21 protein-coding genes are annotated in these 20,955 nt (G+C 54.2%); 6 read left to right on the forward strand and 15 right to left on the reverse strand.

Features of this window, described 5'->3' with window-relative positions; translation table 11 throughout:
- Positions 1 to 33: 33 nt before the first annotated feature.
- From nanT to zapE, 8 genes are all read right to left on the reverse strand, one after another.
- Positions 34 to 1,524, reverse strand: coding sequence for a sialic acid transporter NanT (gene nanT / locus OGV67_RS15570; RefSeq protein WP_115614378.1), 1,491 nt, complete (start codon positions 1,522 to 1,524; stop codon positions 34 to 36).
- A gap of 120 nt (positions 1,525 to 1,644) precedes the next feature.
- Entirely contained in the window at positions 1,645 to 2,538 is an 894-nt protein-coding gene (nanA, locus tag OGV67_RS15575; RefSeq protein WP_115614377.1) for an N-acetylneuraminate lyase, read from the reverse strand.
- Between the two features lie 137 nt (positions 2,539 to 2,675).
- A complete protein-coding gene (gene nanR / locus OGV67_RS15580) occupies positions 2,676 to 3,464 on the reverse strand; it encodes a transcriptional regulator NanR (RefSeq protein ID WP_012135359.1) in 789 nt (262 codons plus the stop codon).
- A 115-nt stretch (positions 3,465 to 3,579) separates the two neighbouring features.
- On the reverse strand, positions 3,580 to 4,080 hold the full coding sequence (gene sspB / locus OGV67_RS15585) for a ClpXP protease specificity-enhancing factor (protein WP_012135360.1): 501 nt from the start codon (positions 4,078 to 4,080) through the stop codon (positions 3,580 to 3,582).
- A 5-nt stretch (positions 4,081 to 4,085) separates the two neighbouring features.
- Positions 4,086 to 4,724: a stringent starvation protein SspA gene (gene sspA / locus OGV67_RS15590; RefSeq protein WP_012135361.1), complete on the reverse strand. Its 639-nt coding sequence runs from the start codon at positions 4,722 to 4,724 to the stop codon at positions 4,086 to 4,088.
- A gap of 314 nt (positions 4,725 to 5,038) precedes the next feature.
- Positions 5,039 to 5,431: a 30S ribosomal protein S9 gene (gene rpsI / locus OGV67_RS15595; RefSeq protein ID WP_000829818.1), complete on the reverse strand. Its 393-nt coding sequence runs from the start codon at positions 5,429 to 5,431 to the stop codon at positions 5,039 to 5,041.
- Positions 5,432 to 5,446: 15 nt separating this feature from the next.
- Positions 5,447 to 5,875 (reverse strand): 50S ribosomal protein L13, encoded by a 429-nt coding sequence (rplM, locus tag OGV67_RS15600; RefSeq protein WP_000847556.1) that lies wholly within the window; start codon positions 5,873 to 5,875, stop codon positions 5,447 to 5,449.
- Positions 5,876 to 6,177: 302 nt separating this feature from the next.
- Positions 6,178 to 7,302, reverse strand: a complete 1,125-nt coding sequence (gene zapE / locus OGV67_RS15605; RefSeq protein WP_012135363.1) for a cell division protein ZapE — start codon at positions 7,300 to 7,302, stop codon at positions 6,178 to 6,180.
- 192 nt (positions 7,303 to 7,494) lie between these two features.
- Here zapE and zapG point away from each other — a divergent pair, with 192 nt between their 5' ends.
- From zapG to degS, 3 genes are all read left to right on the forward strand, one after another.
- Entirely contained in the window at positions 7,495 to 7,893 is a 399-nt protein-coding gene (zapG, locus tag OGV67_RS15610) for a Z-ring associated protein ZapG (protein WP_042292056.1), read from the forward strand.
- A gap of 168 nt (positions 7,894 to 8,061) precedes the next feature.
- Positions 8,062 to 9,429: a serine endoprotease DegQ gene (degQ, locus tag OGV67_RS15615; protein ID WP_058668160.1), complete on the forward strand. Its 1,368-nt coding sequence runs from the start codon at positions 8,062 to 8,064 to the stop codon at positions 9,427 to 9,429.
- 91 nt (positions 9,430 to 9,520) lie between these two features.
- Complete coding sequence (gene degS / locus OGV67_RS15620) at positions 9,521 to 10,588, forward strand: outer membrane-stress sensor serine endopeptidase DegS (protein WP_012135367.1); 1,068 nt, start codon at positions 9,521 to 9,523, stop codon at positions 10,586 to 10,588.
- A 147-nt stretch (positions 10,589 to 10,735) separates the two neighbouring features.
- On the opposite strand, the gene mdh is transcribed toward degS, so the two are convergent.
- Positions 10,736 to 11,674: a malate dehydrogenase gene (gene mdh, locus OGV67_RS15625; RefSeq protein ID WP_012135368.1), complete on the reverse strand. Its 939-nt coding sequence runs from the start codon at positions 11,672 to 11,674 to the stop codon at positions 10,736 to 10,738.
- Positions 11,675 to 12,110: 436 nt separating this feature from the next.
- Between mdh and argR the strand changes: the two genes are divergently transcribed.
- Complete coding sequence (gene argR / locus OGV67_RS15630; RefSeq protein ID WP_012135369.1) at positions 12,111 to 12,581, forward strand: transcriptional regulator ArgR; 471 nt, start codon at positions 12,111 to 12,113, stop codon at positions 12,579 to 12,581.
- Between the two features lie 377 nt (positions 12,582 to 12,958).
- Complete coding sequence (yhcN, locus tag OGV67_RS15635) at positions 12,959 to 13,222, forward strand: peroxide/acid stress response protein YhcN (protein ID WP_012135371.1); 264 nt, start codon at positions 12,959 to 12,961, stop codon at positions 13,220 to 13,222.
- 61 nt (positions 13,223 to 13,283) lie between these two features.
- Here yhcN and OGV67_RS15640 read toward each other — a convergent pair whose 3' ends face one another.
- The 5 genes from OGV67_RS15640 to aaeX all read right to left on the reverse strand — a co-directional run bounded on the left by OGV67_RS15640 (position 13,284) and on the right by aaeX (position 18,244).
- Positions 13,284 to 13,559: a barstar family protein gene (locus tag OGV67_RS15640; RefSeq protein ID WP_047460936.1), complete on the reverse strand. Its 276-nt coding sequence runs from the start codon at positions 13,557 to 13,559 to the stop codon at positions 13,284 to 13,286.
- A 29-nt stretch (positions 13,560 to 13,588) separates the two neighbouring features.
- Positions 13,589 to 15,037: an NAD-dependent succinate-semialdehyde dehydrogenase gene (locus OGV67_RS15645; RefSeq protein ID WP_115614375.1), complete on the reverse strand. Its 1,449-nt coding sequence runs from the start codon at positions 15,035 to 15,037 to the stop codon at positions 13,589 to 13,591.
- Positions 15,038 to 15,127: 90 nt separating this feature from the next.
- Complete coding sequence (gene aaeB, locus OGV67_RS15650) at positions 15,128 to 17,095, reverse strand: p-hydroxybenzoic acid efflux pump subunit AaeB (protein WP_012135374.1); 1,968 nt, start codon at positions 17,093 to 17,095, stop codon at positions 15,128 to 15,130.
- Positions 17,096 to 17,100: 5 nt separating this feature from the next.
- Complete coding sequence (gene aaeA / locus OGV67_RS15655) at positions 17,101 to 18,033, reverse strand: p-hydroxybenzoic acid efflux pump subunit AaeA (protein WP_012135375.1); 933 nt, start codon at positions 18,031 to 18,033, stop codon at positions 17,101 to 17,103.
- 7 nt (positions 18,034 to 18,040) lie between these two features.
- Positions 18,041 to 18,244: a p-hydroxybenzoic acid efflux pump operon protein AaeX gene (gene aaeX / locus OGV67_RS15660; RefSeq protein ID WP_000051840.1), complete on the reverse strand. Its 204-nt coding sequence runs from the start codon at positions 18,242 to 18,244 to the stop codon at positions 18,041 to 18,043.
- A gap of 183 nt (positions 18,245 to 18,427) precedes the next feature.
- On the opposite strand from aaeX, the gene aaeR reads away from it, so the two are divergent.
- The gene (gene aaeR / locus OGV67_RS15665; protein WP_049010571.1) at positions 18,428 to 19,357 is read left to right on the forward strand and encodes an HTH-type transcriptional activator AaeR; all 930 of its coding nucleotides are present in this window, start codon (positions 18,428 to 18,430) and stop codon (positions 19,355 to 19,357) included.
- A gap of 102 nt (positions 19,358 to 19,459) precedes the next feature.
- On the opposite strand, the gene tldD is transcribed toward aaeR, so the two are convergent.
- Positions 19,460 to 20,905 (reverse strand): metalloprotease TldD, encoded by a 1,446-nt coding sequence (tldD, locus tag OGV67_RS15670; protein ID WP_047460926.1) that lies wholly within the window; start codon positions 20,903 to 20,905, stop codon positions 19,460 to 19,462.
- Positions 20,906 to 20,955 lie beyond the last annotated feature (50 nt).

Below are 20,955 nucleotides of genomic sequence, written 5' to 3' on the forward strand. Positions count from 1 at the left end.
AGGTCGCCCGGCAAACTGGCCGGGCAAACCTCATCAGCTTTTGGTTTTTACAAAGGCGCTTTTGTCGCCGCCAAACGGCACGGCCCCGCTGAATGGTTTTCCGTCGATAGCATCATGCATACGTAATGCTTCAGGACGCAGCCAGCGCTGTACGCGAGACGGCATATCCAGCCCAATCAACAGGATCACCACAAAGGTCAGGCTGAAGGAGAGCGATCCCAGCGCGGTGCCCAGATCCAGACGCTGTGCGATCAGCGCCCCTATGATAGGGGCCAGCGCGCCGCCCAGTGCGCCGACGTTATAGGTAAAGCCCAGACCTGCCGCTCGCTGGTCGGTATCAAAATAACCGCCAATGAGTTTCGGTAAGATCCCGGAGATCCCCTGCCCCAACATCTGCTGGAAAAACAGTAGCAGACCCAGTACCCAGACGTTTGCGCCGCCAATCGCAAATACCGGAATGATCAGCACCTGGGAAGCCAGCAAACTGCAAACGTAGGCTTTGCGCGTACCCAGCCAGTCGCCGAGGAAACCGCCCACGCAGCAGCCGACTGCCGCCCCAAAGCCGCTAAAGAAAAGCACCTGCGCAACAGTGTGAGGATCGTAAGCCAGTTCAGTTTTCAGATACGTTGGCAGCAGCGCCTGAATCGGCCATGAATAGAGGAAAGCAAAGAGCACCACGATCATCAGCATCACGCCCGTTGGCCAGCGTTTGCCGCTGCTTTGCACCATAAAACTGATGAAGATAACGGCGCACAGTAACCCTAACACCGCCACGATCGCCGCGTTTTGCAGGTCGCCCGCAAAGCAGAACCACAGCGCGGTTGCGGCGGCGATCGTCATCAGCACATTGACGACGCGATGTTCGCCCCGGTAGAGAATATCCACCATCGTGCGCACCGGCGCTTTGCCTTCGTGTTTCTCTTTCCAGTCTTCCGCTTCAGGGATGTTTTTACGCAGCCAGAGCGCGAAAATGATCGGCAGAATGCCAATGAAGAACAGCGCGCGCCAGCCCCAGACCGGAACCACCAGGCTGTAAACCTGCGCCGCCACGACCGCCCCGACGGAGAAACCGGAAATCAGGAATCCACTGGCTTTATTACGTAAGTGCTTCGGCCAGCTTTCAATGACATAGGTGGCGCTGGAGCCATATTCGCCCGCCATTCCCATACCGATCACCAGACGGGCGATAAACATGGTGGTATAGCCGGGCGCAAAACCGCAGGCCAGCGTCCCCATAGAGAAAAGAATGATACTGGTGACCATCGCCAGACGTCGGCCATAGCGGTCACCCATTGCGCCCAACATCAGCCCGCCAAACCAGCGGGAAATAAACGCCGCCGAGATCAGGCTGGCCGCCTGAACCGTCGTTAACCCAAACTCGCCCTGCACTTCCGTCAGAACAAGGGCAATCAACACAAAATCAAAACCATCAAGCAAATATCCCAGCCAGGCGGCGGAAAATGCCCACCACTGCGCCCGGTTGAGATGGCGATACCACGGGATATTCTGGGTAGAAGTACTCATTTTTCATTCTCCCGACGATTTTTATTGTCGCTTTGCCGGATGGCGGCTTCGCCGCGCCTTACCCGGCCTACGTTTCATATTTTGTAGGCCGGATAAGCGTTAGCGCTATCCGGCAACCGGTCAACCGCGTTCCTGCATTAACTGCTGCGCCAGCGCTTTCAGTTCAGGCAGATACTTCTCATCAACCGGCGCAAACGGCTTACGGCACAGCGGTACGGAGACCACGTCCATGTAGTGCAGCACCGTTTTCAGCCCACGGAACACGCCGGTTTTAATGAGCAGATCGATGACCTTATTGCACTCGGTTTGCAGATGCTGCGCTTTCACTACATCGCCTTCCTGCAAGGCCTTAACAATCCCCTGATAACGCCAGCCCATAATGTTGTAAGTGCTGCCGATTCCCCCATCTGCGCCTGCCAGCAGACCGGAAGCGAAGATTTCGTCATAACCGTTGTAGAGCACCAGATCAGGATGCGCACGGCGGATCTGCTCCATCTGATAGAGATCGCCGGAGGTTTGTTTCAGCGCGCCAACGCCGGGCAGCGTGACCAGCGTGTTGATTTGATCCAGCGTCAGCTTCACGCCGCTCAGCGCAGGAATGTTGTACACCACCATCGGTAATCCTTCAGCGGAATCGATAATGGCGCGGTAGTGATCGCAATGCTCTTCAAAGCTAAACGGATAATAAAACGGCGTCACGGCGGAAACGGCATCAAAACCGTAACGATGCGCCGCGCTGGCCAGCTGCTGGCTCTCTTCGGTACTGACCGTACCGACATGGGCAATCAGCGTCACCTTGCCCTTCGCCTCTTCCGCCACAATTTCCAGGACCTGCTCTCTTTCTGCGCGGCTCTGAACGAACGCTTCCCCGGTCGAGCCGCCGACGTACAGCCCATCAATGCCCTGTGCAATGTTGAAACGCACCAGACGGCGCAGGCTCTCAATATCCAGTTTCTGCTGGTTATCAAAAGGAGTTAACAACGCTGGCATTACGCCTCGTAAATCTTTTGCCATAACGACCTCTGTCGATGATTAGTGTTATCTGACTACATACCTTTATACCTGTTATACCAGATCAAATAAGCAGCACCCCAGTACAGAACGCACAGAGTGCGATCTACTTCACTAAACGATCGTCAGGATCGCGATCGCTAACGCAATTTTTTCTTTTGATCGAAGGCGTGCCAGGTGGCGGATACGCTATTGAGGTGGGTTTGCAGCGCGCGGTCAGCTTCATCTGGATCGCGCCGACGAATGGCATCGACAATAGCGATATGCTCTTGATAACTCACGCTATTATGCTCATGTAACTCCTGCCCGGAGACCGCAGGACGCGCAGCGATCAGCCAGTCCAGCAGCGCGACATGAATCGCCATGAAGATCGGATTGCCGGGGATTTCCGCCAGCACGCGGTGAAACTCGACGTCGGAACGAATGAAGAGCGCGTTATCGTCCAGCGACTGGCTGTTGATCTCCAGGGCTTTCGCCAGCAGATCAATTTGCTCATCCGTCGCGTGTTCCGCCGCATAGCGCACAAGGCTTGATTCAAAGAACAGGCGCAGTTGCTCAAAGTGGGCGATACCGCCGGGGTGCGAGAGGAAATCTTTCGCCATGCCGGAAAGTTCGCTGATGATGGTATCAGCAGAAGGCCGCGACACGCGGGCGCGTTCGCCGTTATTGATTTGCACCAGACCTTTACGCTTGAGCGCGGCAAGCGCTTCACGCACCGACGGGCGGCCCACGTTGAAGAAGGTCATCAACTCCCGCTCAGACGGCAGCTGCTCCCCTTCGCCGAATTCACCGCGACGAATCATCTGCTCCAGTTCTTCTTCTACCATTTCCGACAGTTTTTTACGCGCCAGCGGACGGCTGCGCAAACTACGGCCGATGGTTGGCGGAGAATTTTCTGCTTGCGAATCAAATGCGTTCATAGCGTCCATTATGTAAATCGTCGAGGAAAACAGCAACTAAAGCCATCCTATCACAGGATCGAAAGTGGGGTGAAATCGTGGCAGGCGTGAAAAAAAACAGGCCCTCAGGGCCTGTCTGTCTTGGTTACTTCACTACGCGTAATGCGGGTCGACCACCACGCGGCGGCGGCGGATCGTCATCAGGATTGTTGTCATCATCATGATCGGGCTTATCACCATCAATCACGGACATGACCGTTTCGCTCTCCGCGCCCGGCGTTACATCGTCATCATTTAAGCTGGCGACGTCTTCATCGTAAGCGGCTTCAGGTTCAAACATTGTGCCTGCGCCGTTTTCACGCGCATAGATCGCCAGTACCGCAGCCAGCGGCACGGAGACCTGACGCGGGACGCCGCCAAAGCGCGCGTTGAAACGCACTTCGTCGTTGGCCAACTCCAGATTCCCAACCGCACGGGGAGCAATGTTCAGAACAATTTGCCCGTCGCGCGCATATTCCATAGGGACATGCACGCCAGGCAGCGTCACATCCACCACCAGGTGCGGCGTGAGCTGGTTATCCAGCAACCATTCATAGAATGCACGCAGCAAATATGGACGGCGTGGGGATAGCTGTGACAAATCCATACTGATTAACCCCGACCGAGGCGCATTTCACGTTCAGCTTCAGTTAAAGAAGCGAGGAACGAGTCACGTTCAAAGACGCGGGTCATATAGCCTTTCAGCTCTTTAGCGCCCGCACCGCTGAACTCAATACCCAGTTGCGGCAAACGCCACAGCAGCGGCGCCAGATAGCAATCAACCAGGCTGAACTCATCGCTCAGGAAATACGGTTTTTGACCAAACACAGGCGCGATCGCCTGCAACTCTTCACGCAGTTGTTTACGCGCAACGTCAGCTTCAGAAGCGGACCCGTTCACGATGACGTTCATCAGCGTGTACCAGTCTTTTTCGATACGGTGCATGTACAGGCGGCTTTCGCCACGCGCAACCGGGTAAACCGGCATCAGCGGCGGATGAGGGAAACGCTCATCCAGGTATTCCATAATGATGCGAGATTCCCACAGGGTCAGCTCACGATCCACCAGGGTCGGTACGCTCTGACTCGGGTTGAGGTCAATCAGATCCTGAGGTGGGTTATCCTTCTCCACATGCTCGATCTCGAAACTAACACCTTTCTCCGCCAGCACAATGCGGACCTGATGGCTATAGATGTCAGTAGGACCAGAAAACAGCGTCATTACCGAACGTTTGTTGGCAGCGACAGCCATGAAAACCTCCAGGTATATTCAGAATTTTTACTGCTACCAGCCACCGCGTGGCCAGCCAGAAGTTATGTCACCCGCCTGCGGAAAAGTCATCATTGTTCAAAAAGCAAACAAAAAATGAACAATACCCGTTATTTGGGCAGAAAATGGATGATAGTTTACCAGATTTTGTGACCTTTGTGGTGAGTCGATTCTGGAAATGGGGAAAAAGAGGTGGCAATCAGAGGATTACTTTGGACACACGCGCATTTTTTCCATAAAAAAACCCGCCGAAGCGGGTTTTTTCGCCAATGGTAATCTGCCGGAGCAGAAACCCATTAACGTTTGGAGAACTGCGGACGACGACGTGCTTTACGCAGACCGACTTTCTTACGTTCAACCTGACGAGCGTCACGAGTAACGAAGCCAGCTTTACGCAGTTCAGAACGCAGAGACTCGTCGTACTCCATCAGAGCGCGGGTGATACCGTGACGGATCGCACCAGCCTGACCAGAGATACCACCACCTTTAACAGTGATGTACAGATCCAGTTTCTCAACCATGTCGACCAGTTCCAGCGGCTGACGAACTACCATGCGGGCAGTTTCACGACCGAAGTACTGTTCCAGAGAACGTTGGTTGATAACGATTTTGCCGTTGCCCGGTTTGATGAACACGCGAGCTGCGGAACTTTTGCGGCGACCAGTGCCGTAGTATTGATTTTCAGCCATTGCCTATAATCCCGATTAGATGTCAAGAACTTGCGGTTGCTGTGCCGCGTGGTTGTGCTCGTTGCCAGCGTAAACTTTCAGTTTACGGAACATAGCACGACCCAGCGGGCCTTTTGGCAGCATGCCTTTAACCGCGATTTCAATCACACGCTCAGGACGGCGAGCAATCATCTCTTCAAAGGTCGCTTGTTTGATACCACCGATGTGACCGGTGTGGTGATAGTACACTTTGTCAGTACGCTTGTTGCCGGTTACAGCAACTTTGTCAGCGTTCAGAACGATGATGTAATCACCGGTATCGACGTGCGGAGTGTATTCCGCTTTGTGCTTACCGCGCAGGCGAAGAGCCAGTTCAGTAGCCAGACGGCCCAGAGTTTTACCGGTCGCGTCAACAACGTACCAGTCGCGTTTTACGGTTTCTGGTTTAGCTGTAAAAGTTTTCATTAAAAGCTTACCCAATAGATAGTTACACGTTGGTGAACACCCAAACGTTTTCAATTGTTGAGGTTCACACGACAAAGTCCGGCAAACCTACCCCTTCGAATAGCCAATGCCAGCACACAAAAAGTTTTGGGAAAAAAACTTTCTTGTAACGTGGGGTCGCAGGATTATAGAGAAGTCAGGGGCAAAGATCGACCCCTTTTTGTGATTTGCAATGGGTTTTGTGCGGGGCATTTCTGCCGGTCTGATAAGCGAAGCGCCACCAGGCAACCTGCGCCGGATGGCGGAGAAACGCCTTATCCGGCCTACGGCATATGCGAACGTTTCAGATACTCCTCGCTCTGCATCTCCTGCAAACGCGACAAACAGCGCTGGAACTCAAACTTCAGGCGTTCGCCCTGATAGATCTCATATAAAGGCGCGTCGGCGCTCACCACCAGCTTCACATGGCGCTCGTAGAATTCATCCACCAGCGCGATAAAACGGCGCGCTTCGCTTTCCATCAGCGGCGTCATGACCGGCACATCAAACAGCAGAACCGTGTGGAACAGGCGTGACAGCGCAATATAGTCATGCTGGCTGCGGGCGTCCACGCATAAGGTGACGAAGGAAACCGCCAGCGTCTGGTTTTCCACCCCCATCGTCGGTAGCGGACGATGATTCACCTCCAGCGTTGGCGCATTCTCACGTTTTGCACCGGCCAGCGCCAGCCAGAGTTTATCCATCTGTTGCTGCGTTTCGTCATTACGCGGCGAGAGCCACAGATGCGCCTGCGTCAGCGTGCGCAGACGATAATCCACCCCGGCATCCACATTCATGATGTCGCAATGCGCTTTGATAGCGTCGATAGCCGGAAGGAAGCGGGTACGTTGCAGGCCATTGCGGTACAGCTCATCCGGCGGGATGTTCGAGGTCGCCACCAGGGTAATGCCGCGGGCAAACAGCGCTTTCATTAAGCCGCCAAGCAGCATCGCGTCGGTGATGTCGGAAACAAAAAACTCATCAAAGCAGAGCACATCCGTTTCGGCTTTGAAACGATCGGCAATAATCTCCAGCGGGTCGGTCTGCCCCTGTAGCGCCGTCAGCTCCTCATGCACGCGCAGCATAAAGCGGTGGAAATGCAGACGCTGTTTCCGCTCGCCCGGCAGACTATGATAGAAGAGATCCATCAGCCAGGTTTTCCCTCGCCCGACCCCACCCCACATATACAGACCACGCACCGGCGCATTCGCTGACGGTTCACGTTTGCCAAGCAGTTTACCGAAACGGGCCATCAGTCCGCCGGTTTGCGGCGCCGGAGGCGTTTTGGCGATCAGCGCCTGGTAAATCGACTCCAGTCGGTTGACTGCATCTTTTTGCACGTCGTCGGGTTGATGGCTGCCATCGTTGAGGGCCTGAAGGTAACGCGATGTGGGAGAAATGCTTTGCATGATGTTATTGTTATTCCTTGAAAATCGATGTGCCGACGTTCACGGCTGACGAAAAAAAGGCCGTTCTACATTACGTGATATAAACACGGGATTCCACTTCTACGGGATTAGCGGTTATAGTGGCATAATCAGGCGCAGGCATGGAGCCTAAAGCCAACACCCTACGGAAACAAAAGACAACGGGAGATGTTCATGACCTGGGAATATGCGCTAATTGGGTTAGTCGTCGGTATCATCATTGGTGCCGTAGCCATGCGTTTTGGTAATCGTAAATTACGCCAACAGCAGGCATTGCAGTACGAACTGGAAAAGAATAAAGCTGAGCTGGAAGAGTATCGTGAAGAGCTGGTCAGCCACTTTGCCCGCAGCGCCGAGCTGCTGGATACCATGGCGCATGATTATCGTCAGCTGTATCAGCACATGGCGAAAAGCTCCAGTAGCCTGCTGCCGGAACTGTCTGCGGAATCGAACCCGTTCCGTAACCGTCTGGCGGAGTCTGAAGCCAGTAACGATCAGGCGCCGGTCCAGATGCCGCGTGACTATTCCGAAGGCGCTTCCGGCCTGCTGCGTAGTGGCGCAAAACGCGACTAATCGCACATCGTTAAGAAATTTTTCGGGCGCAGCGATTGCGCCCGTCTCTTCTCTCCTGTCCCAGCTATTATTTAGTCATTAACCTCATTGTTACCAGGCCGAAAATTCAATAACATCAAACTGTTTTGAATCGTCTTTCCGTTCACTCAAGGTACGAGAGCAGGCTCCATGAAAAAACAAACCCCGTTGTTAAGTGCATTAGCGTTAAGTGTCGGGTTAACGCTCTCGGCACCGTTTCAGGCCGTCGCATCGATACCCGCGCAGATTCCCGGTCAGGCGGCGCTCCCTAGTCTCGCGCCAATGCTGGAAAAAGTGCTGCCGGCCGTGATTAGCGTGAAGGTTGAGGGAACCGCGACCCAAAGTCAGAAGGTTCCAGAAGAGTTTAAAAAGTTTTTTGGCGACGAGTTGCCTGATCAACCCTCTCAGCCGTTCGAAGGGCTGGGGTCGGGCGTCATCATTGACGCCGCCAAAGGCTACGTTCTGACCAATAACCATGTCATTAATCAGGCACAGAAGATCAGCGTTCAGTTAAATGACGGACGCGAGTTTGACGCTAAACTGATCGGCAGCGACGACCAGAGCGACATCGCGCTGCTGCAAATCCAGAACGCCAGCAACCTGACGCAAATCGCCATCGCCGACTCCGACAAACTGCGCGTCGGCGACTTTGCCGTCGCGGTAGGCAACCCGTTTGGTCTGGGGCAAACCGCCACCTCCGGCATTGTCTCCGCGCTTGGCCGGAGCGGGCTGAATCTGGAAGGGCTGGAAAACTTTATTCAGACCGACGCCTCGATTAACCGCGGCAACTCCGGCGGCGCGCTGCTGAATCTCAACGGCGAGCTGATCGGCATCAACACCGCTATTCTGGCACCTGGCGGCGGTAGCATCGGCATTGGGTTTGCGATTCCGAGTAATATGGCGCGCACGCTGGCGCAACAGCTGATTCAGTTTGGTGAAATTAAACGCGGCCTGCTGGGAATTAAAGGCATGGAATTGACCGCCGATATCGCCAAAGCCTTCAAGCTGGATGTACAGCGCGGGGCGTTCATCAGCGAAGTGCTCCCGGGTTCAGGTTCCGCGAAAGCGGGTGTGAAATCCGGCGACGTGATCACCAGTCTCAACGGCAAGCCGCTGAGCAGCTTCGCCGAACTGCGCTCACGCATCGCAACGACGGAACCCGGCACGAAAGTGAAGCTCGGTCTGTTACGCGACGGCAAACCGCTGGAAGTCGAAGTCACCCTCGACACCAGCACGTCATCCTCCGCCAGCGCGGAGATGATCGCCCCGGCATTGCAGGGCGCAACGCTGAGCGATGGTCAGTTAAAAGACGGCAATAAAGGCATCAAAATTGATAACGTTGAAAAAAGCAGTCCCGCCGCCCAGGCCGGTTTGCACAAAGATGACGTGATCATTAGCGTTAACCGCGATCGCGTGCACTCGATTGCGGAAATGCGCAAAGTGCTGGAAGCGAAACCGTCGATTATTGCGCTACAGGTCGTACGCGGTAACGAGAACATTTACCTGCTCCTGCGTTAAGTCATCGTTAACCGGACATCAGCCCCGCGTGCGATGTCCGGTTAACTCGTGGTATGCTGCTGCCGTTCCCTTTTTTAATGACGCCTCCATCATGTTTGTGAAGATCTTACGTTCGGTCGCAATTGGTCTTATTGTGGGTGCCATTCTGTTGGCGGCCATGCCCTCGCTGCGCAAAATAAATACCCTGACCACACCGCAATTCGACAGCGCGGATGAGACGCCAGCCAGCTATAATTCGGCGGTTCGCCGCGCCGCGCCTGCCGTCGTCAACGTTTATAATCGCAGTATGAACAGCACCACGCATAATCAGCTTGAGATCCGCACGCTGGGATCGGGCGTGATCATGGATCAGCGCGGTTACATCATCACCAATAAGCATGTGATCAACGATGCGGATCAGATCATCGTCGCCCTACAGGATGGACGCGTGTTTGAAGCGCTGCTGGTTGGTTCGGATACGCTGACGGATCTGGCGGTGTTAAAGATTAATGCCACGGGCGGTCTGCCGACAATCCCGATCAACACGAAACGCTCACCGCATATTGGTGATGTGGTTCTGGCCATCGGCAACCCGTATAACCTGGGGCAGACCATTACTCAGGGGATCATCAGCGCCACCGGGCGTATCGGTCTGAACCCGACCGGACGACAAAACTTCCTGCAAACGGACGCCTCCATCAACCACGGTAACTCCGGCGGAGCGCTGGTTAACTCGCTGGGCGAACTGATGGGCATTAACACCCTGTCATTTGATAAGAGTAACGACGGCGAGACGCCGGAAGGGATCGGTTTTGCAATCCCGTTCCAGTTAGCGACCAAGATTATGGATAAGCTGATCCGCGATGGTCGCGTGATTCGCGGTTATATCGGCATCGGTGGGCGAGAAATCGCGCCGCTGCATGCGCAGGGCGCCGGGATGGATCAAATCCAGGGGATTGTGGTCAATGAAGTGTCGCCGGATGGCCCGGCTGCGCAGGCGGGTATTCAGGTCAATGATGTGATCATTTCAGTCAACAACAAACCTGCCGTTTCCGCTCTGGAGACTATGGATCAGGTTGCTGAAATACGCCCAGGTTCGGTGATCCCGGTGATTGTGATGCGTGACGATAAAAAGCTGACGCTCCAGGTCACCATTCAGGAATACCCGGCGACAAATTAACATAATAAAAAAACCGGAGTCATCTCCGGTTTTTTACTGTGTCTCGATTAACTTGTAGGCCGGATAAGGTGTTTACACCGCCATCCGGCATTATCGCCAGGCCTGACGGCGACGCAAACGCGTCTTATCCGGCCTGCACAAAAGCGCTTACTTGTTAACGAACTCTTCGCCCAGGGCGATATCTTTTTTCAGCGTATCCAGCATACCTTCCAGCGCATTCTGTTCAAACGCGCTCAGTTTGCCGATAGACTTGCGCTCTTCCACGCCGTTTTTACCCAGCAGCAGCGGCTGAGAGAAGAAGCGCGCATACTGGCCGTCACCTTCAACGTAGGCACATTCCACCACGTCCTTCTCGCCTTGCAGCGCGCGCACCAGAGAAAGACCAAAGCGCGCAGCAGCCTGACCCATAGACAGGGTTGCCGATCCGCCGCCAGCCTTCGCTTCAACCACTTCCGTACCCGCATTCTGGATACGTTTGGTCAGGTCAGCCACTTCCTGCTCGGTGAAGCTGACGCCCGGGATCTGCGACAGCAGCGGCAGAATGGTCACGCCAGAGTGACCGCCGATAACCGGAACTTCAACGTCGGTCGGCAGTTTGCCTTTCAGTTCCGCGACAAAGGTGTTGGAGCGGATGATGTCCAGCGTGGTCACGCCAAACAGTTTGTTCTTGTCGTAAACGCCTGCTTTTTTCAGCACTTCAGCAGCGATAGCGACGGTAGTGTTCACCGGGTTGGTGATGATGCCTACACAGGCTTTCGGACAGGTCGTTGCGATCTGTTGTACCAGGTTCTTCACGATACCTGCGTTGACGTTAAACAGATCGGAACGATCCATACCCGGTTTACGCGCCACGCCAGCTGAGATCAGTACGACGTCTGCGCCTTCAAGCGCCGGGGTCGCGTCTTCGCCGGAGAAACCTTTGATTTTTACTGCTGTAGGGATATGGCTCAAGTCAACGGCCACTCCTGGGGTCACTGGAGCGATGTCGTACAGGGAGAGTTCTGAACCTGAAGGCAGTTGGGTTTTTAACAGTAGTGCAAGCGCCTGGCCGATACCGCCGGCAGCGCCGAGGACTGCGACTTTCATCCTAAACTCCTTATTATATTGATAAGCTAAGTGTTTGTTGCTCCGCGGCGGCGACCATAATTCACAAATCCAATGAATACAACCACCACGCGTCAAGAATGCGTAGTCACGCAAATTTGGCTTTTATGCATTTAACTTACGTAATAAAAAAGCTAATTTACGTAATTCAAAAGCGCCTGAACCACAGAACAACTTTCCAACAGGTGCTGACAATATACTCTACTGCCCCTCCAAAACAACATCAATTTGATAACATTTAATTTACTTTTAAGCTTATTTGCGCGCCGTGACGCAGGCATGTTTCTTGATAACGGAATTTGATAGAATTCCGCTCTTTCATAACATTATTTCAGCCTCCGGCGAGGCAGACTGTTTGCATAAAAATTCATCTGTATGCATAATAATGTTGTTTCCATCCTCATATTACGGGTGACTTATGCGAAGCTCGGCTAAACAAGAAGAATTAGTCAAGGCGTTCAAAGCGCTACTCAAAGAAGAAAAATTCAGTTCACAGGGCGAAATCGTCCTCGCGTTACAGGATCAGGGCTTTGATAACATCAACCAGTCCAAGGTCTCGCGCATGCTGACCAAGTTCGGCGCGGTGCGTACCCGCAACGCAAAAATGGAGATGGTCTACTGTCTCCCGGCTGAGCTAGGCGTGCCAACCACCTCCAGCCCTTTAAAGAATCTGGTGTTAGATATCGACTACAACGATGCTGTTGTGGTGATCCATACCAGTCCTGGCGCCGCACAGCTGATCGCGCGTCTGCTGGACTCGCTGGGGAAAGCGGAAGGCATCCTCGGGACCATTGCCGGTGACGACACCATTTTCACCACCCCCGCGAATGGCTTTACGGTGAAAGATCTGTACGAAGCCATTCTGGAACTGTTCGAACAAGAGCTGTAATCCCTTCTCCCCGTCGTTAAGCGCGACGGGGAAAAAACCTGCCGCCACCTCTTCTGCCGTCATTTTTCACTGCCTGTCATTTAACAAATAGTGCGTTTAACCGTCAAAAATCATTTACATGGTGAATGTGCATTGGAAAAAACGCACAAATTGCAAAATTTCATATCCTTATGATTTTATTGCATTTAATCTTAATCACACGCTTTTTAACACGTTTTTAATTCCATACGGTTATAAAAAAACAAATCATTAACACACAATAACCCATGAAACCATTAGCGTGATATTAATTAATCGCGTGATTAGTGTATACTTGATTTTGTGATGAGGGTCACGAAACACAGACCCTAATAAAAGAATTCGACGAGGTAAAAATCATGAAAATCAAAACTACTGTTGCAGCATTAAGCGTTCTGTCCGTTCTCTCTTTTGGCGCATTCGCAGCCGAATCCATCAACGCAGAACAAGCGCAAGGCCGTCAGGCTATCGGCTCTGTTTCCGTAAGCGCTATCGGTTCTTCCCCGATGGATATGCATGAAATGCTGAACAAAAAAGCAGAAGCAAACGGCGCATCCGCCTATCAGATTACTGAAGCACGTAGCGGCGACAACTGGCACGCTACGGCAGAACTTTACAAATAAACCCTCGTCGTCTAGTCCGACGACTTGCCCCCGACTGCCGGGGGCTTTTTTATGTTTGTCATCACGAATGGCGAACATTAAACCGCAGCTGCCCTTCCAGTTCCTCTTCTGCTTCATCAAACAGCAAAATCAGCGCGCCGTAACGCCTGCGCAGTTTTTCCGGCAGATGAACAAACTCAATCTCCAGCGGCAATGGCAGCACCTCGCTCATGAGAGTATCCCATAGAGAATCAAGATCGCCGACTTTCTCTCTGGCAAGGCCAAACATCCGCGTAAATTCGCGGTAAAAATCGTTCTGGTCTTCTATTTCATCAAAATCAAAGGTATAGATGTTCATAGCCAGCCACCATCCCCGACGCAGTCACATTACAGGCCGCCGATGTGCAGGGTCTTCACTTCCAGAAACTCTTCAAGCCCCAGCACCGATCCTTCACGCCCCAGACCCGACTCTTTCACCCCGCCAAATGGCCCCAGCTCGGTTGATACGGCGCATTCATTAATCCCAATCATGCCGCTTTCAATCGCCTGGGAAACACGGAATACGCGTTGTAAATTTTGCGTGTAGAAGTAAGCCGCCAGGCCAAACGGCGTATTGTTGGCGCGCTGAATGACCTCGTCTTCACTGGTAAAACGAAAGCAGGCCGCGACCGGCCCGAAGGTCTCTTCACTGGCCAGTTTCATCCCATCGACACAGTCGCCCAGTACGGTGGGCTGCCAGAAATTCCCGCCTAACGAATGCGCTTTAGCGCCTGCCAGCACCTTCGCCCCTTTTGCGATAGCGTCCTCAACGTGCTCACGCACTTTATCGACAGCCGCCGGTTCAATCAGCGGGCCGACGATCACGCCCTCCTCCAGACCGTTTCCGACCTTCAGTTTTTGTACGGCATCCGCCAGCTTGCGGGTAAATTCGTCATAGACCGACTCATGGATATAGAAACGGTTAACGCTGACGCACACCTGCCCCGCGTTGCGGAATTTATTGGCGATCGCCCCCTGTACCGCAGCGTCAATATCCGCATCGTCAAACACGATATACGGCGCATTGCCCCCCAGTTCCATCGAGACTTTCTTCATCGTGTCAGCCGCGTTACGCACCAGCGTTTTCCCAACGGCGGTCGATCCGGTAAAGGAGATTTTGCGCACCTCGTGGCTGGCCATAATGGCGTCGCTGATCTCTGGGGTATTGCCCGCGACGGCGTTCAGCACGCCGTCAGGTACGCCAGCTTTCTTCGCCAGCGTCAGCAAGGCGAATGCGCTAAGCGGCGTGTTATTCGCCGGTTTAATGACCCCCGTACAGCCTGCCGCCAGCGCCGGGCCTAATTTACGGGTCAACATTGCCATCGGGAAGTTCCACGGCGTAATCGCCGCCACGACGCCAATCGGTTCACGGGTGGCAAAGATCCGCGATCCGGGTTTGATCGGCGGGATTATTTCGCCATTTGCCCGCTTGGCCTGTTCAGCAAACCACTGGATGAAACTGGCGGCGTACTCCACTTCGCCTTCTGCCTCTTTCAACGGCTTCCCCTGCTCAGTGGTCATCAGACGGCCCAGCCAGGATTTATGCTCAATGATCAGTTCATACCAGCGATACAGAATGGCCGAGCGCTCTTTTGCCGTTTTGGCCCGCCAGGCAGGGAAGGCTTTTGCCGCCGCCGCAATCGCCTCTTCGGTCTCTTTTTTACCGGCTTTGGCAACGGCGGCTATCGTTTCACCGGTTGCCGGATTAAGAACATCGAAGGTGTTATCCAGCGTTTTCCAAAGTCCATCAACCAGATATCCCGTCTGAAAAAGTTCGTTGTCCTGGAGCGTTTGCATGGTTCTTTCTCCTCCTGATGTCATGTTTTTCGCACGTCAGATAAGTATAGCCACAAAAAAACCGACGCTTTTGGCGTCGGCTCCTGAGTGTTAGTTATCCGTCAAGGCGTGCTGATATTTGTGCAACATGCCGGATAGCCGTTTTACCGGCTCCGTCACCCGTGGCGGCGCTTCCCAGACTCGCAATTTTTCCTGATAGACATCAAGCTCATCCAGCAGTTGTCCAAAGTAGCGCCGACGCTTATCGTCATTTCCGGCTGAAATCACATGATCGGCCGTACGCCGGAGCTGGCGGTGAAAAGCAGATAAATCATGATTGACCGGGATGGGCGCATCACGCAGACGTTGGTGCGCAATGATCATCGTCAGCGCCAGACGAAACTTCGGCAGGTCGCCCGGGAATTTGTTCATTAACAAGAACAACTGCTGATACAGCGCCGGAAGGTGGTTCTCTTTACGGCGCACAACGTTGGTGGTCATCGCAGACACCGCTGCGGAAACGAACTGGTTAAGCAGCACACGTCCGGTTCTGTCGCGTGAATTATCACGAACCAACAGAATGACGATAAACGCCATCATGCACCCCACAATCTGCCCGAGCGCGCTGTCAAGGAACTGACTGAAGTGGAAGGTCATTGGGTTGTCCAGCACGATGATGTTAATGGTACTGGCCAGCGCCCCCATCGAACCCAGCCGCCGTTTCTGGACTTCGATCCCGAGGAAGAATCCCAGCACCGCCAGGCTCAGACACAGCAGCAACATGCTTTGCTGCGTATTCGGGATGATCACTAAAAAATAGAGCAGACCCAGCGGCAGCGCCGCCAGCGTCCCGTAAATAAAGTCGATTGCGACCATGCGCGGGTTGGGTAAGCGCATCGCCAGCGACGTGACGACCGCAATCATCACCATCGCGCCGCTTCCCGACGTCCAGCCCGTCCACAGCCAGAATAAGGTGCCCAGCACACAGGACAGCGTGGTACGCCAGAAGTTAACCATCGCGTGATGGCGCTCGGCAGATTCCACCTTCACGACGGGCTCGCCCTGCAACACTTCCTCTTCCGTCACGCTGATTTTGGCGTTGCCAATCACGCCGCGCTTTAGCAGCAGATAGCGCGTCGCCGCACCGGCCCAGGTGTAAAGGGTTACGGGCGTTTCACGTTCGCCGGTCCAGGCAATGATGCGACGCATCCGCTTAAGCTGTTTATGTACGTCCTGCGCGGTTTCGACGGGCGTTTCGAACAGCTCGCGGAAGGTGTCGGTGATCAACTCCGGGTGAGTGTTCTGAATCAGGTATGTTTCACAGGACTGGGTGATCAGCGTCAACGAGAGCGTATTCAGCGCTTTCAGGCGGCGGTTGGCGCGCCCCCAGCGCGATGACTCCATATTGAGATTGCTGCGCATGCCTTCCAGCGCCGCCGTCCGCCGCACCAGATCGCCCCAGGCTTTGTCCACTTCCTCACTGTCGCCGTGCTTAATACACAGCTGCATCAGCTGGTATTGCGCCACCAGCAGACCGTCGACTTCACGATCCACTTCCTGTTTCACTGAACGCGGCGAAAAGAGCAGATCCGCCATAATGGCGCAGACGATACCAATCACGATCTCGCTGCAACGTTCAACCGCGAACTGCGGCGTCAGTAGTGGCTCCGCCTGAATAGTAATGACGATGATCAGCGCCGTATACCCGGACAGCCCCCATGCATAGGAGTTTTCAACCCGCACCAGCGAGGAGATCCAGGTACAAAATCCCGCCCAGATACAGCACACCAGAATCATTAATAACGGCGCGCGAATCATGGTGATGATAATGGTCAGCGCGGCGATACAGCCAATAAATGTCCCGATGATACGCAGCATCCCGCGATAGCGAATCGCGCCGGAATAGGGTTCCCCACCGGCGGCGAATGCCGGGCCTGCGGCGACAATCGCGGCGGTCAGCACCGCCCAGCGCGGCGTCTCAAGCTGAAAGTGAAAGCCAACAAACAGCGCCAGGACGATGGCGCATGCCAGTTTTACCGCAAAGCGGATATGCTGGTTGGCAATGGAGAAGATACCCATGGTGATTAACCAAACTCGCGCAGACGGTGCGCCATTTTACGGAAGAAGGAGTCCTGCGTTTCATCACGATCCTGCTTGCCGGTAATCACAACGGTTGCGGTTGTCCCGGCAGGCCACAGGTTGTCCTGCTGATCGTCCAGACGGATACGTACCGGAACACGCTGCGCCAGACGTACCCACTCCAGATTGGAGTCGATGGTCGCCATCCCTTTGGCGTCACGCGTGCTGCTGGCGTTAGTGACCCCAGCCGCCACGCTGTCAACGGTGCCTTTCAACACTTTGTTACTGCCAAGCGGCGTTATCTCTGCGCGATAGCCTGGACGGACGCCTTCCAGTTTGGTCTCTTCCATATAGGCCAGCACGTAGAAAGAGTGCTGTTTCACCAACGCAACCGCCGTTGAGCCACGGGTAATAAACTCGCCGGTGTAGACATTCAGGTTGGTGACCCAACCGTCAGCAGGGGCGCGAATCACGGTACGTTCGAGGTCTAATTTTGCCAGATCGCGCGTCGCCTGCGCTTTGGCAAGCTGATGTAATACGGTTTGCAGAACGTTATTGGCCTGATCGATCTCTTCACGCGACATCGCCTGGACGCCAAGGCGGTTACGGCGGCCAGCCTCCTGGCGTTTTTCCTGTGCCAGCACCTGGTAGTAGGCAACGTCAGCTTCCGCTTCTTCGAGGGCTTTTTTATAGCGCGGCTGATCGATGGTGAACAGTATCTGGTCTTTCTTCACCAGCTGGTTATCATGCACACTCACGTTGGTGATAAGGCCCGCGACGTCTGGCGCAATGGCAACCACGTCGGCGCTGAAGCGCGCGTCACGCGTCCACGGCGACTCGGTGTAATAGACCCAGGCACGAAAAATTGCGATGAAGGCCAGAATGACCAGTACGAGCGTGATGGCCGTACGAGAGAGTTTTCTTGTTAGTGTTTTCACTTCTACCTCAAACGAACAAGCGCGATATTAAATAGAACAGGCAGCAATACAGCGCGGTATTAAACAGAGCCGGATGCCAGACGAAGTCATAAATGCCGGTTGGAACCAGCATCCGGCGCACCAGCCAGAAAATCGCCAGTGACAAAAGCAATTCGAAAAATATCGGTGGGAAGGAGAGACCAAACACCACGATAACGGGAAACAGACTCATGTTGACCTTGATTTATAAAGAGAGTGCAGGCGATACAGTTTTCAGCCAATGCCACCGCAGGGAAGGGCGTGGAAAGCCAGGCGAGAGCGGCATAGCGGTTATTTGAATAATAATATATTAACGTAACTGTTATGCTGTTATCTATAATATGTGATCTAAATCACTTTTAAGCCAGAGTGAATAATGGAAAGATTAAAACGCATGTCGGTGTTCGCCAAAGTCGTTGAATTTGGCTCCTTTACCGCCGCTGCCAGACAGCTACAAATGAGCGTTTCCTCTATCAGCCAGACCGTGGCAAAACTGGAAGATGAGCTACAGGTTAAGCTGCTAAACCGCAGTACGCGCAGCATTGGGCTGACCGAGGCCGGTAAAATTTATTATCAGGGTTGCCGTCGGATGCTGCACGAAGTACAGGATGTCCATGAGCAGCTTTATGCCTTCAACAACACGCCTATCGGCACCCTGCGAATTGGTTGTTCTTCAACCATGGCACAAAATGTCCTCGCCGGGTTAACGGCCAAAATGCTGAAAGAGTACCCTGGCCTGACGGTTAACTTGGTGACCGGCATCCCGGCGCCGGACCTGATCGCCGATGGTCTGGACGTGGTGATTCGCGTCGGTGCGTTGCAGGACTCCAGCCTGTTTTCACGCCGTCTGGGGGCAATGCCGATGGTGGTGTGCGCCGCCAAAAGCTATCTCGCACAATTTGGCGTGCCGGAAAAACCCGCCGACCTCAGCAATCACTCATGGCTGGAATACAGCGTGCGCCCGGATAACGAGTTTGAGTTGATTGCTCCGGAAGGGATCTCCACCCGGCTGATCCCACAAGGACGCTTCGTCACCAACGATCCGATGACGCTCAGCCGCTGGCTGACCGCAGGCGCCGGGATCGCCTACGTTCCGTTGATGTGGGTGATCAATGAGATCAACAGCGGAGAACTGGAGATCCTGCTGCCCCGCTACCAGTCCGATCCACGCCCGGTTTACGCGCTGTATACCGAAAAAGATAAGTTGCCGCTGAAGGTGCAGGTGGTGATTAACTATCTGACAGACTATTTTGTCGATGTCGCGCAGTTATTTCAGGGAATGTACGGTCGAGGGAAAGAGAAGTGATCAACGGCCCGACTACAGAACAGGCAGGCCGGATAAGGCGTTCACGCCGCATCCGGCAAAATGCCCGATAACGCAATGGCGTATCGGGCCTACAAAACGACTTTACGCGGTGCCGCCCACGGTCAGGTTATCCACTTTTAACGTCGGTTGGCCCACGCCTACCGGCAGACTCTGCCCTTCTTTACCGCAGACGCCAACGCCGTTATCCAGTTTCAGATCGTTCCCGACCATAGAGATCTGCTGCATCGCTTCGATACCAGAACCAATCAGCGTCGCCCCTTTCACGGGTTTCGTCACCTTACCGTTTTCGATCAGGTACGCTTCTGAAGTCGAGAACACAAATTTCCCGGAAGTGATATCCACCTGCCCGCCGCCAAAGTTAGGCGCATAGATACCGTATTCCACAGACTCGATAATCTCCTGCGGCGTGGATTTCCCGGCCAGCATATAGGTGTTGGTCATACGCGGCATCGGCAGATGCGCATATGATTCACGACGTCCGTTACCGGTCGGTGCAACGCCCATCAGACGCGCGTTGAGTTTATCCTGCATGTACCCTTTCAGGATGCCGTTTTCAATCAACACGTTGTACTGGCCCGGCGTACCTTCATCATCAATGGCAACCGAACCACGGCGATCGGCGATCGTGCCGTCATCAACCACGGTACACAGTTCAGACGCGACCAGTTCACCGATATGGCCGCTGAACACCGACGTACCGCGACGGTTGAAATCCCCTTCCAGTCCGTGGCCTACCGCTTCGTGCAGCAGCACGCCAGGCCAGCCCGCGCCCAGCACAACGGGTAATGTTCCCGCCGGAGCGGCAACCGCCGACAGATTCACCAGCGCCATACGCACCGCCTCTTTCGCCCAGGCATCGGCGCGTACTTCACCGTCCAAATCGCCTAAGAAAAAGTCATAGCCAAAACGACCACCGCCGCCGCTGGAGCCGCGCTCGCGTTTACCGTCTTCCTCTACCTGCACGCTGACAGACAGACGCACCAGCGGGCGCACATCCGCCGCCAGCGTACCGTCGGTCGCCGCCACCAGAATCAGCTCATACACGCCGGTCAGGCTGGCCGTCACTTCCTGTACGCGCTTGTCGGCTTCACGCGCCGCCTTGTCCACGCGACGCAGAATGTCGAGTTTCTCTTCGCGGCTCATGCTCTGTAGCGGGTCAATGGCGGTATAGAGCATCGGGTGCTCTACCGCGCCCAGTGTTTTTACTTTGCCGTCGCCGCTGTCGCGCACGATGGTACGCGCGGCCTGCGCGCTCTGCTCCAGCGCTTGCAGGCTGATCTGATCGGCATAGGCAAACCCTGTTTTTTCACCATTGATAGCGCGCACGCCAACGCCCTGATCGATGTTGTAAGAACCATCTTTAATGATGCGATCTTCTAAAACCCAGGATTCGTGATAGCTCGACTGAAAATAGAGATCGCCGTAATCGAGACGGCGTTCGGCCAGTTGGCCCAGAATGGCAAACAAATCCTGATGGTTCAGGCCGTTCGCCGCTAGCAATTGTTCACTTACCAGGTTCAGACTCATCGTTTTGCTACTCGTTAGTTACTGTTGTAGGCCTGATAAGACGCGCCTGC

The organism is Citrobacter sp. CK188, assembly GCF_030333525.1.
Taxonomy (GTDB): Bacteria; Pseudomonadota; Gammaproteobacteria; order Enterobacterales; family Enterobacteriaceae; genus Citrobacter_B; species Citrobacter_B koseri.

Bases quoted from the DNA above. Each gene is read 5' to 3' on its own strand.
- nanR (WP_012135359.1), bottom strand. From the start codon at position 3,464: ATGGACGCTATGAACGCATTTGATTCGCAAGCAGAAAATTCTCCGCCA.
- mdh (WP_012135368.1), bottom strand. From the start codon at position 11,674: ATGAAAGTCGCAGTCCTCGGCGCTGCCGGCGGTATCGGCCAGGCGCTT.
- yhcN (WP_012135371.1), top strand. From the start codon at position 12,959: ATGAAAATCAAAACTACTGTTGCAGCATTAAGCGTTCTGTCCGTTCTC.
- rpsI (WP_000829818.1), bottom strand. From the start codon at position 5,431: ATGGCTGAAAATCAATACTACGGCACTGGTCGCCGCAAAAGTTCCGCA.
- sspA (WP_012135361.1), bottom strand. From the start codon at position 4,724: ATGGCTGTCGCTGCCAACAAACGTTCGGTAATGACGCTGTTTTCTGGT.
- rplM (WP_000847556.1), bottom strand. From the start codon at position 5,875: ATGAAAACTTTTACAGCTAAACCAGAAACCGTAAAACGCGACTGGTAC.
- degQ (WP_058668160.1), top strand. From the start codon at position 8,062: ATGAAAAAACAAACCCCGTTGTTAAGTGCATTAGCGTTAAGTGTCGGG.
- aaeB (WP_012135374.1), bottom strand. From the start codon at position 17,095: ATGGGTATCTTCTCCATTGCCAACCAGCATATCCGCTTTGCGGTAAAA.
- aaeX (WP_000051840.1), bottom strand. From the start codon at position 18,244: ATGAGTCTGTTTCCCGTTATCGTGGTGTTTGGTCTCTCCTTCCCACCG.
- OGV67_RS15645 (WP_115614375.1), bottom strand. From the start codon at position 15,037: ATGCAAACGCTCCAGGACAACGAACTTTTTCAGACGGGATATCTGGTT.
- zapG (WP_042292056.1), top strand. From the start codon at position 7,495: ATGACCTGGGAATATGCGCTAATTGGGTTAGTCGTCGGTATCATCATT.
- nanT (WP_115614378.1), bottom strand. From the start codon at position 1,524: ATGAGTACTTCTACCCAGAATATCCCGTGGTATCGCCATCTCAACCGG.
- degS (WP_012135367.1), top strand. From the start codon at position 9,521: ATGTTTGTGAAGATCTTACGTTCGGTCGCAATTGGTCTTATTGTGGGT.
- aaeR (WP_049010571.1), top strand. From the start codon at position 18,428: ATGGAAAGATTAAAACGCATGTCGGTGTTCGCCAAAGTCGTTGAATTT.
- OGV67_RS15640 (WP_047460936.1), bottom strand. From the start codon at position 13,559: ATGAACATCTATACCTTTGATTTTGATGAAATAGAAGACCAGAACGAT.
- zapE (WP_012135363.1), bottom strand. From the start codon at position 7,302: ATGCAAAGCATTTCTCCCACATCGCGTTACCTTCAGGCCCTCAACGAT.
- argR (WP_012135369.1), top strand. From the start codon at position 12,111: ATGCGAAGCTCGGCTAAACAAGAAGAATTAGTCAAGGCGTTCAAAGCG.
- tldD (WP_047460926.1), bottom strand. From the start codon at position 20,905: ATGAGTCTGAACCTGGTAAGTGAACAATTGCTAGCGGCGAACGGCCTG.
- nanA (WP_115614377.1), bottom strand. From the start codon at position 2,538: ATGGCAAAAGATTTACGAGGCGTAATGCCAGCGTTGTTAACTCCTTTT.
- sspB (WP_012135360.1), bottom strand. From the start codon at position 4,080: ATGGATTTGTCACAGCTATCCCCACGCCGTCCATATTTGCTGCGTGCA.